This is a genomic window from Halocynthiibacter sp., from assembly GCF_049608145.1.
Lineage (GTDB): Bacteria > Pseudomonadota > Alphaproteobacteria > Rhodobacterales > Rhodobacteraceae > Halocynthiibacter.
Genome location: NZ_JBMYXF010000075.1, coordinates 1 through 9,828, shown reverse-complemented (window position 1 = coordinate 9,828; position 9,828 = coordinate 1). Strand labels below are relative to the sequence as shown.

8 protein-coding genes are annotated in these 9,828 nt (G+C 53.9%); 5 read left to right on the top strand and 3 right to left on the bottom strand.

What is annotated here, in order from left to right; all coding sequences use genetic code 11:
• Positions 1-71 precede the first annotated feature (71 nt).
• The 3 genes from ACPGUT_RS15065 to ACPGUT_RS15055 are packed head-to-tail and all read right to left on the bottom strand — an operon-like array spanning position 72 to position 2,741.
• The gene (locus tag ACPGUT_RS15065; protein ID WP_423992768.1) at positions 72-695 is read right to left on the bottom strand and encodes a TadE/TadG family type IV pilus assembly protein; all 624 of its coding nucleotides are present in this window, start codon (positions 693-695) and stop codon (positions 72-74) included.
• Positions 682-1,230 (bottom strand): TadE/TadG family type IV pilus assembly protein, encoded by a 549-nt coding sequence (locus tag ACPGUT_RS15060; protein ID WP_423992766.1) that lies wholly within the window; start codon positions 1,228-1,230, stop codon positions 682-684. Before ACPGUT_RS15060 ends, ACPGUT_RS15065 begins: the two co-directional genes overlap by 14 nt.
• A complete protein-coding gene (locus ACPGUT_RS15055; RefSeq protein ID WP_423992764.1) occupies positions 1,227-2,741 on the bottom strand; it encodes a pilus assembly protein TadG-related protein in 1,515 nt (504 codons plus the stop codon). The genes ACPGUT_RS15060 and ACPGUT_RS15055 overlap by 4 nt, the downstream gene beginning before the upstream one ends.
• Positions 2,742-3,116: 375 nt before the next feature.
• On the opposite strand from ACPGUT_RS15055, the gene ACPGUT_RS15050 reads away from it, so the two are divergent.
• From ACPGUT_RS15050 to ACPGUT_RS15030, 5 genes are all read left to right on the top strand, one after another.
• A complete protein-coding gene (locus ACPGUT_RS15050) occupies positions 3,117-4,559 on the top strand; it encodes a Glu/Leu/Phe/Val family dehydrogenase (RefSeq protein ID WP_423992763.1) in 1,443 nt (480 codons plus the stop codon).
• 143 nt (positions 4,560-4,702) lie between these two features.
• On the top strand, positions 4,703-5,305 hold the full coding sequence (locus ACPGUT_RS15045) for a DUF6151 family protein (protein WP_423992761.1): 603 nt from the start codon (positions 4,703-4,705) through the stop codon (positions 5,303-5,305).
• Positions 5,306-5,409: 104 nt separating this feature from the next.
• Positions 5,410-6,663 (top strand): sarcosine oxidase subunit beta family protein, encoded by a 1,254-nt coding sequence (locus ACPGUT_RS15040; protein ID WP_423992760.1) that lies wholly within the window; start codon positions 5,410-5,412, stop codon positions 6,661-6,663.
• Positions 6,664-6,674: 11 nt separating this feature from the next.
• On the top strand, positions 6,675-6,947 hold the full coding sequence (locus ACPGUT_RS15035) for a sarcosine oxidase subunit delta (RefSeq protein WP_423992758.1): 273 nt from the start codon (positions 6,675-6,677) through the stop codon (positions 6,945-6,947).
• Positions 6,947-9,828 (top strand): sarcosine oxidase subunit alpha family protein (locus ACPGUT_RS15030; RefSeq protein ID WP_423992756.1); only part of this gene is annotated, 2,882 nt, incomplete at its 3' end. The genes ACPGUT_RS15035 and ACPGUT_RS15030, both read left to right, overlap by 1 nt.

Below are 9,828 nucleotides of genomic sequence, written 5' to 3'. Positions count from 1 at the left end.
CCAGATCGCCGCATGACCCACAATCCTCAAACACCAGATTTGACAATAACTCCATCAAGAATAGTCAGGCGTTATAAACTATCAAAACAACTGGTTTCCCAGCAAACACGAGGGACAAAGCGTGGGCTGGTAACGATAAAGTTCTCAAAATCCACATCTCCGATGAGAGGTGCGAAAATGGATCGGCGAAACATCGGTGTGTAAGATGTAAACGCTTCGACGACCACTGCGAAATCCCCATCCGCAAGGATCGGAAGTTGATCGCTATGCGCATTGTTTAATGTATTGGTGGTCCAGGTCGTCTGGCCCTTCGTCGCATGTGACCAGCTTACTTTGAATTCGTCATCTTCAGCGCTCCAGCTGATAGAGGTGACACGGATCCAGGTCGGGTAAGGATTGCGCACCATAAAATCATAAACGGTATTCATCCCATTCAGATAGTTCATATCAATTGGGGTCGTTTCCCGGGTGACGATATCCGCGATGGAATACGCCGCTTTCATGTTGATCCCCTGCGCCCGGTAAGCATTGAAGAAGGTAAACGAACCAGCATAGACCCAAAACAGCATTGGGAAAATCAAGACGACTTCTACCGATAGGCCCGCAGATGTATCATGCCAGAACCGGTGTGCCACTGACTGGCTGGTCCGGACCAGTTGCCTGATGTGATATGAGGGCATTTTAAAATAAGTCATTTTCCGGCTCATTCACAAAAGAAGAGGTGGCAACCAAGCCGAAAAGGCCGCTCGCGTCTCTGGGCAGGGCCATCGCATACCCTGTGATTTCAAAGAACGGGCTGAACATCACACAGGCACGCACCATCATCAGTTCACTTTCGCCACCACGTATCAATGTGCTGGGCGGGTTGATTTCCGCAGCTCTGTCATAGCAGGTCGCATTGCGGTTCAACGGTTGCCAAGTGACGGTGTCGATGGGACGTAATTCAAGTAGAATGGTCTCTGCGCAGCTTCCCAAAACCACGGCATCTCTGCAGATTCTGGTTTTCATCTCTTCATGGGTGATGTTTGTAATGTTGCCCAGGCGCAATTCACGCACCGATATCTCAACAGCGCGATCCAGCATAACCTGACGTAGCATAAGTACGCCGGATTCTATGATCGACAGCATGATCGAAAAAAGAAACGGAAACAGAATGACAAATTCGACGGTGACATTGCCAGTCTCATCCCGGCGAAACCGGCGAATTTTCTTTCGGATTGCATGTATCAAAATGTAAGTCTCAGTTGGTTGATCTGATTGGCAATGGTGTCGAAGGCTTTACTGATCTCTGTGCCTTCTACCCGGAAAAAATGTGCGTCCGTTGTGGCGCAGTTTCGCATGACATTTGCGCTGGTGTTGCTGACCTCAAAACCAATTGAGAACACGATAATATCGTTGTCCTTCGCAAGGTCGCAAATCTGATCCAGTCGGCTGTTTGCCTGTGAGGATGTATAATCGGTTTCGATGTAATCCCAAACGTTGCCGCTGCCATAGTAATACGGGTAATTATATGTGCCCCGTGTTGCCCAGAATGCGTACTCACTTGGTGAATCGTAGAAATCACGTTTCAGGCGATTACTGCCGACATTCACACCATCGGTCATCAGGATGACAACTTTCATAGTGTTGTTATCAGTCCAAGGTGCGGGACGATTTTTGAACACTTCGTCGATCTGAATGCCCTCTATAGCGCCAGCTTGGGTGTTGGCAGAGATGCGTTCGATTATGGGCTGTGTTGTCGGGTCTAGCAGTATCGTCGCCCATTTCATCCCTGTATGGATCGCCGTAACAGAACGGGCCTGAAAGTTGCCGATTGCATTCTTCAGTTGCGTGCGATCCTGACTAAGTGGGATAATGCGTTCATAGCTTTGTTGGGGGCAGGGTGGATTGCTCAGACCTGAAGAAAAGCTGCTATAGCTGTTCTGGATATGCTGTCCCTGACGATAGGTATGGCTTGGGGCGATACCAAGGCTATTGGGGTGCAGTCCCAGACGTGTAAAGTCACCGGCTTCAAATTCCAGACAATGTGAAAAATTGTGGCGTGGTGTCGCTGCAAGGTTGATTTCATTTAACAGAACTGGGCCCGCGTTGACCTGTCCTGTGTATGGGATCAGGGACAAAGACACGAGATCTTCTACGGAATCTCGAACAACCGTATCGATGAAATCCTTGGCGGCATCGCGCAGGGTGGCAATTTTTGATCCCCTCATGGAACCAGAGATATCCAGAACCAACGAAATTTCTACATTAGAAACACGTTCTTCGGCTTGCCCACGTGCCGCAGCGTGCAATGTGTCGATGCCTTCCCAATCGCGCAATCCCGGGGGGCGAATGCGCAGGAAAAAGGTCGGCATGTCGACCGACGCAGTGGCGGTCACAATGCGAAAGCTGCCTTGTGGGTCTCCCTGAACGTCAATTTCATTCAGAAAGGCATCCATGCCCGCCTTTTCAAAATAGTCCCGGACGACCAGTTCTGGGTCCAGCTCCTGATCAAGGTCGGCGGCGGCGAGAATGGCACGGTCTAGGGTGTTTTGCAGTTTGATCCGCGTGGTTTCATGCCGCATGACATCAATTGCCAGACCTGCGGTCAGCAGCAAAACCATAAACATCATCAGCGTGAAGATCATAAGAGATCCGCTTTCGTCGTCTCGAAAGCGGATGAGTTTATTCTTAAAACTATTTACAAATGGCGAACCGCTCAGGCGGTTTTTAAAGCCAGGAAAACCGTGTCTCTTAGACATTTGTATTCCCCTTATGTGGCAGCAGGGGCTGCTTCGGAACGTGCGTAAAAAATCTCAATTATGAAAACACAAAGATGTGGCCAAAATGGGGCGCGGACGATTGTGGCGGGCGGATTTTTGAAAAGATCCCTCTTCAGCAAAAATTAAGTGGTCCGGATGTATGAATTTCACGTGTCAAAGGTGTGTGTGGATGCATTTTTCCATTATGGGTTGCTCTGTCGGCGGAAATTGCCGGTTTTTCCGAAAATAGCGGCGTTTTATAGCGACGGGCGCGACAATACGTCATAACCTGACTGCACAAAAAACAGGCACTGATTCTAACAGTTGCCAAAAATGGTCTGTAAACGCGGCTGATTTTGCCGCTGGAGGTTTAGAATGAACGCAAACACTGGACATGCTCAGGAACCGAGCTTTCGCGAATCAGTTGATCTGATGTTTAATCGCGCGGTTGCTATGATGGATCTGCCGCCAGGGCTGGAGCAGAAGATCCGTGTATGTAACGCAACCTATACTGTTCGTTTCGGGGTGCGTCTGCGCGGCCAGATCCAGACGTTTACCGGGTATCGTTCCGTGCATTCTGAACATATGGAACCTGTGAAAGGCGGCATTCGCTATGCCTCTGCTGTGAACCAGGACGAAGTCGAAGCGCTGGCGGCGCTGATGACTTATAAATGTGCGCTTGTCGAAACGCCATTTGGCGGTTCCAAAGGTGGCCTTTGCATCAATCCGCGCGACTATGAAGAACATGAACTGGAACTCATCACCCGTCGCTTTGCCTATGAACTTGCGAAACGTGACCTGATTCACCCGTCTCAGAACGTGCCTGCACCCGATATGGGTACCGGCGAACGTGAGATGGCCTGGATCGCGGACCAATACGCGCGCATGAACACAACTGACATTAACGCGCGTGCCTGTGTAACGGGTAAACCTTTGAATGCAGGCGGTATTGCGGGTCGTGTAGAAGCAACCGGCCGTGGCGTTCAATATGCGCTTCAGGAATTTTTCCGTCATCCCGAGGACATAAAAAAGGCGGGCCTGACCGGCAAGCTTGATGGCAAGCGCGTGATCGTTCAAGGTCTTGGCAATGTGGGATATCACGCGGCGAAATTCCTGTCCGAAGAAGATGGCGCCATCATCACAGGCATTATTGAACGTGACGGCGGCATCTTTAATGATGACGGTCTGGATGTCGAAGCTGTGCACAAATGGCTGGCTGAAAATGGCGGCGTAAAGGGCTTCTCTGGCGGCACTTACGTTGAAAATGGGGCTGAACTTCTTGAAAAAGAATGTGACATCCTGATCCCGGCCGCGCTTGAAGGGGTGATCAACCTCAGCAATGCTGACCGCGTCAAAGCCCCGCTGATCATCGAAGCTGCGAACGGCCCTGTTACCGCGGGCGCCGATGACATTCTGCGCGAAAAAGGCACCGTGATCATCCCGGATATGTATGCAAACGCCGGCGGTGTGACCGTGTCTTACTTCGAATGGGTGAAAAATCTGTCACACATCCGCTTTGGTCGGATGCAGCGCCGTCAGGAAGAATCGCGTCACCAGCTGGTGATTGACGAACTGGAACGTCTGGACGATGCCATGGGCGATCGCTGGTCTATGACCCCTGATTTCAAACAGAAATATCTGCGTGGTGCAGGTGAACTTGAACTGGTTCGGTCTGGTCTCGATGATACGATGCGCATTGCGTATCAATCCATGCGCGAAGTCTGGCATTCCCGTGATGACGTGACGGATCTGCGTATGGCGGCCTACCTCGTTGCGATTGGTAAAGTTGCGGCAAGCTACCGCGCCAAGGGTCTCTGATCCTTTTTGCCACGCAAGATACATAAACGTTTCAAAGGCCTCGCGATTGCGGGGCCTTTTTATGTCAGCAAATGTCGGGACACGGCTTGTAATCTGTTCCCGCCCGACGTCCTATGCGCAGGCATTTCAGAGGACAACATAGTATGACACAGGATCTGACCTACAGCTGCACCTGCGGCCAAACCAAGGCACGGGTGCACAATGTATCCCCGCGCACAGGAAATCTTGCCCGCTGCCACTGTAAAGATTGCCAGGCCTTTGCAACCTGGCTGCAGCAGCAGGGTGGGGCGGATATTCTGGATGAAAACGGCGGCACCGAACTTTGGCAGACACTGGCCTGGCGCGTTGAATTCCTAGAAGGCAAAGCTGAAAATCTTAAGGCGATGCGCCTGTCACCCAAAGGTATGATCCGCTGGTACGCTGGCTGCTGTCACGCGCCTTTTGGCAATACGATGGGATCGCGCGCCATGACATTTGTTGGTCTGCCCTTGTCGGGATTTGATGCAAAAGCGATTGATACGATGGGGAAATTCAGCGCGTCGATCTCTGCAAAAACCGCGCGCCCCGGCAGTAATCCCCCTGATGATTTCGGATTTGGCAAAACCTTTGCGCGCATTTTGTGGCGACAGCTGAAAGGCAAGCTGCAGGCCAAAACCCGTGCAACCCCATATTGGCATGCGGATGCGCCGGTGTCTGATCCGCAGGTGTTGACGTTACAAGAACGCCAGACCGTTACTCCGGATTAAGATACGCCGCCCTATTGTCACAAAACGACATTTTCCGTCGCCGGGGGGCGTTGCATCCCCGGGCCTCACCTGATTAGCTGTGCGTGAAATCAGGGAGAATATTCATGCGATTTTCTGCATGGCAGGTGTTGAAAGAGGGGCTGACCGGCAACAAAGGTTGGAAACCCCACTGGCGCAGCCCGGAGCCAAAATCCGAGTATGACATCATTATCATTGGCGGCGGGGGCCACGGGCTTTCCACCGCGTACCATCTGGCGGCGAAATATACGGATAAACGTATTGCAGTGCTTGAAAAAGGTTATATCGGCGGCGGAAATGTCGGGCGGAACACCACGATTGTGCGCGCGAACTATTTCCTGAAGGGCAATTCAGAATTCTACAGCCACTCCCTGAAACTATGGGAACGCATGGAAAAAGACCTGAATTACAACGCGATGCATTCGCAGCGTGGCATTCTGAACCTGTTCCATTCCGATGGTCAGCGTGACGCAGCCGCACGTCGTGGCAATATGATGGTCAATCAGGGCGATGATGCGATCCTGCTGGATCGTGAAGGTGTACGGGACATCCTGCCTTACCTTGATTACGACAATATCCGTTTTCCCGTGTACGGCGCGCTGTACCACAAACGCGGCGGCACGGCGCGCCATGATGCTGTGGCCTGGGGCTATGCCCGGGGTGCCGATCAACGCGGCGTTGATATCATCCAGAACTGCGAAGTCACTGGAATCGATATCGAAAACGGCGTGGTGAAAGGCGTGCAAACCAGCAAAGGCCCGATCAAAGCCAAGAAAGTCGGCATGGTTGTGGCTGGCCGATCCAGTCAGGTCGCGGCCATGGCGGGCATGCAGGTGCCAATTGAAAGCACCGTGCTGCAGGCTTTCGTGACCGAAGGGTTGAAACCGGTGTTGGACAATGTCGTCACTTTCGGCATGGGCCATTTCTATATCAGCCAGTCTGACAAAGGTGGCCTGGTCTTTGGCGGCGACATCGACATGTACGCAAGCTATGCCCAACGCGGCAATCTGCCGACAACCGAACATGTGGTCGAAGCTGCGATGACGCTGATGCCGATGATCGGCAAGGCCAAAATGCTGCGCAGCTGGGGTGGCATCATGGATATGTCCCCGGATGGTTCCCCCATCATCGACAAAACCCATGTTGAAGGGCTCTATCTGAACTGCGGCTGGAACTACGGCGGCTTCAAAGCTGTGCCTGCTTCGGGTGATTGTTTTGCGCATTTGATTGCCAAAGATGAACCGCACCCCGTGGGCAAAAAGTTCCGCCTTGATCGCTTTCGCACCGGCCATGGGATCATGGACGAAGAAGGCACTGGCAGTCAGCACAACACCCATTAAGGAGACAGAAAATGCGTATCAAATGTCCCCTCTGTGGGGAACGCGACCGTCGCGAATTTTACTATAAGGGATCTGACATCGATCTCGCCCGCCCGGCCCCTGATGCGGGCGACGTGGCTTGGGATGACTATATCCACAACCGCGAAAACCCGGCAGGTCGCACCAAAGATCTGTGGCAGCACGAAATGGGCTGCGGGTCCTGGCTTGTGGTGGAACGCAACACCGTGACACATGAAATTTATGGCGTTGAACTTGCGGAAGACGTAAAGCGGGGGATGAAATAATGCGGATCAGTAATAAAGGTCTGATTGATCGCAGCGCCCCGGTTTCTTTCACTTTTGACGGCAAGCCTGTTCAGGGTTTTCAGGGGGATACAATCACCTCTGCCGCGCTGGCCCAAGGCCGCAAAGTCTTTGGTCGCAGCTTTAAATATCACCGTCCACGTGGCGTGATGACCACGGGTTCGGAAGAACCAAACGCCCTGGTCACATTGCATTCCGGTGCCGCGCAAGATCCCAATATCCGCGCCACCACACAGGAAATCTATGACGGTCTGCAGGTGCGCGGGCAAAACGCCTGGCCCTCTGTCGATCGTGATCTTATGGGCGTGAATGATCTGTTCGCGCCGTTCTTTGGCGCGGGTTTCTATTATAAAACCTTCATGTGGCCCGGCGCGCTGTGGGAAAAACTGTGGGAACCGATGATCCGTCGCGCCGCCGGTCTTGGCGCGCTCTCTGGTGAACATGACACGTCCCGCAATGAAAAAGCGTATGCTTTCTGTGATCTTCTGGTGATCGGTGCTGGCCCTGCGGGCCTGATGGCCGCGCTGACCGCGGCACGCGCAGGCGCAGATGTGATTATCGCTGATGAAGATGCACGCCCCGGCGGACGTCTTTTGCTGGAAGAAGAAGAAATCGACGGCAAACCCGGCCATGTCTGGGCGGCAGATGTTGCGGCGGAACTTGAAGCCATGGACAACGTCCGTCTCATGACCCGCACCACCGTCACCGGCGTATTTGATCAGGGCACTTACGGCGCGCTTGAACGTGTGGCGCAGCATATCGCGGCCCCATCTGAGGACACGCCCCGCGAATGCTTCTGGCGCATCGTGGCCAAACGCGCGGTGTTGGCGGCGGGCTCGCTTGAACGTTCTGTTGCTTTTGCGAATAACGACCGCCCCGGCATTATGATGGCCGGTGCTGTGCGTGGTTATCTCAACCGTTACGGCGTTGCGACAGGTCAGAAAGTGGCGATCTTTGGCAACAATGACAGCGCTTGGAAAACGGCGCGTGATCTGCAAGCGGCGGGTGTGGAAATCGCCGCGCTGATTGACAGTCGCAGCGATGTCACGCCCGGTGGCGACTTCCCGGTGATCACCGGTGGTCTGGTCTCTGACACCCGTGGTCGTGGTGCTTTGAAAGAAATCACCGTCCAATCCACATCCGGCGAACAGAAAATCGCGGTCGATTGTCTGGGCGTGTCCGGCGGCTGGAACCCGTCCGTGCATATGCTGTGCCACATGAATGGCCGCCCGGCCTGGGATGAGGCCACGCAAAGCTTCCTGCCCGTTGACAATATGGTGCCCGGCCTTGTGGCCGCGGGATCTGCGGCGGGTCATTTCAACACCCAGGCGACGCTCGAAAGCGGCCTCAACGAGGCACAAAAGGCCCTCACAGATCTTGGCCTCAAGCCCACCGACACCAAAACCCCACACGCCGAAGATGGTGTTTATAACATCACGGGCCTTTGGGAAGTGCCCCATGAAAGCAAAGGCTATAAACGTGCCTGGCTTGATTATCAGAACGATGTCTCCACCAAAGATGTGCGTCTCGCGGCAAAGGAAAACTACGCCTCTGTCGAACATATGAAACGCTATACCACCCAGGGCATGGCACCGGATCAGGGCAAGAACTCCAACGTCAATGCATTGGCGATCCTGGCCGATGCCACAGGGCGTGACATCCCCACAACCGGCACGACAACCTTCCGTCCGCCCTATGTGCCTGTGTCCATGGCGGCGCTGGGTGCGGGGGCGCGGGGCAAAGGTTTTGCCCCGGAACGTTTCGTCACCTCGCACCAGGCGACGGTCGATCGTAACGCACCAATGATTGAGGCGGGCCTCTGGTATCGTCCCAGCTATTATCCCCGTCCGGGTGAGAAAACCTGGCTCGACAGCTGCAATCGCGAAGTGATCAGCATTCGCAACGCGGTTGGCGTCACCGATGTGTCGACCCTTGGTAAGATCGACATTCAGGGCCCGGATGCCGGGCAATTCCTAGATTTCGTCTATACCAACATGTTTTCAACCCTGAAGGTCGGGCGCGTGCGCTATGGTCTGATGCTGCGCGAAGATGGCCATGTCATGGATGACGGCACCACCGCGCGCCTTGGCGAAAACCACTATGTGACCACCACCACCACCGCCGCGGCGGGGCAGGTGATGAAGCATATGGAATTCGTGCATCAGGCGCTATGCCCTGACATGGATGTGCGCTTTATCTCGGTCACGGAACAATGGGCGCAATTCGCGGTTGCTGGTCCGAAATCGCGTGAACTGCTGAACACCGTGTTGGATGAAAAGATCGACAATGACAGCTGGCCCTTTATGGCGTGCGGCGATGTCACCCTGTCCGGCGTCAAAGGGCGTTTGTTCCGCATCAGTTTCTCTGGTGAACATGCCTATGAAATCGCGGTGCCCTCCCGGTATGGCGACGCACTTTTCCGGGATCTGGTCTCACGTGCCGAAGTCCTTGGCGGCGGTGCCTACGGGATGGAGGCCCTCAATGTCCTGCGCATTGAAAAAGGCTTCATCACCCACGCCGAAATCCATGGCCGTGTCACGGCTTTTGATATTGGCATGGGCCGCATGGTGTCGGGCAAGAAAGATTGTATCGGCAAAACCGCATCGGAACGCCCGGGGCTTTCTGGTGATCACCGCGAACAGATGGTGGGCCTGAAACCAGTGGACGCCGGGCAAACCCTGTCCAATGGCGCGCATCTTTTCTTTGAGAACGATGAAATCACCGCCGACAACAGCCGGGGTTATGTGACATCGGTTTGTTATTCACCGACGCTGGACACATATCTGGCGCTTGGTTTCCTTGAAAACGGCCCGGCTCATTTCGGTGAAAAGATCCGCTTTAAGGACCATCTGCGCGGCATCGA

Coding starts and splice junctions, on each gene's coding strand:
- ACPGUT_RS15040 (WP_423992760.1), top strand. CDS start 5,410: ATGCGATTTTCTGCATGGCAGGTGTTGAAAGAGGGGCTGACCGGCAAC.
- ACPGUT_RS15035 (WP_423992758.1), top strand. CDS start 6,675: ATGCGTATCAAATGTCCCCTCTGTGGGGAACGCGACCGTCGCGAATTT.
- ACPGUT_RS15065 (WP_423992768.1), bottom strand. CDS start 695: ATGACTTATTTTAAAATGCCCTCATATCACATCAGGCAACTGGTCCGG.
- ACPGUT_RS15050 (WP_423992763.1), top strand. CDS start 3,117: ATGAACGCAAACACTGGACATGCTCAGGAACCGAGCTTTCGCGAATCA.
- ACPGUT_RS15055 (WP_423992764.1), bottom strand. CDS start 2,741: ATGTCTAAGAGACACGGTTTTCCTGGCTTTAAAAACCGCCTGAGCGGT.
- ACPGUT_RS15045 (WP_423992761.1), top strand. CDS start 4,703: ATGACACAGGATCTGACCTACAGCTGCACCTGCGGCCAAACCAAGGCA.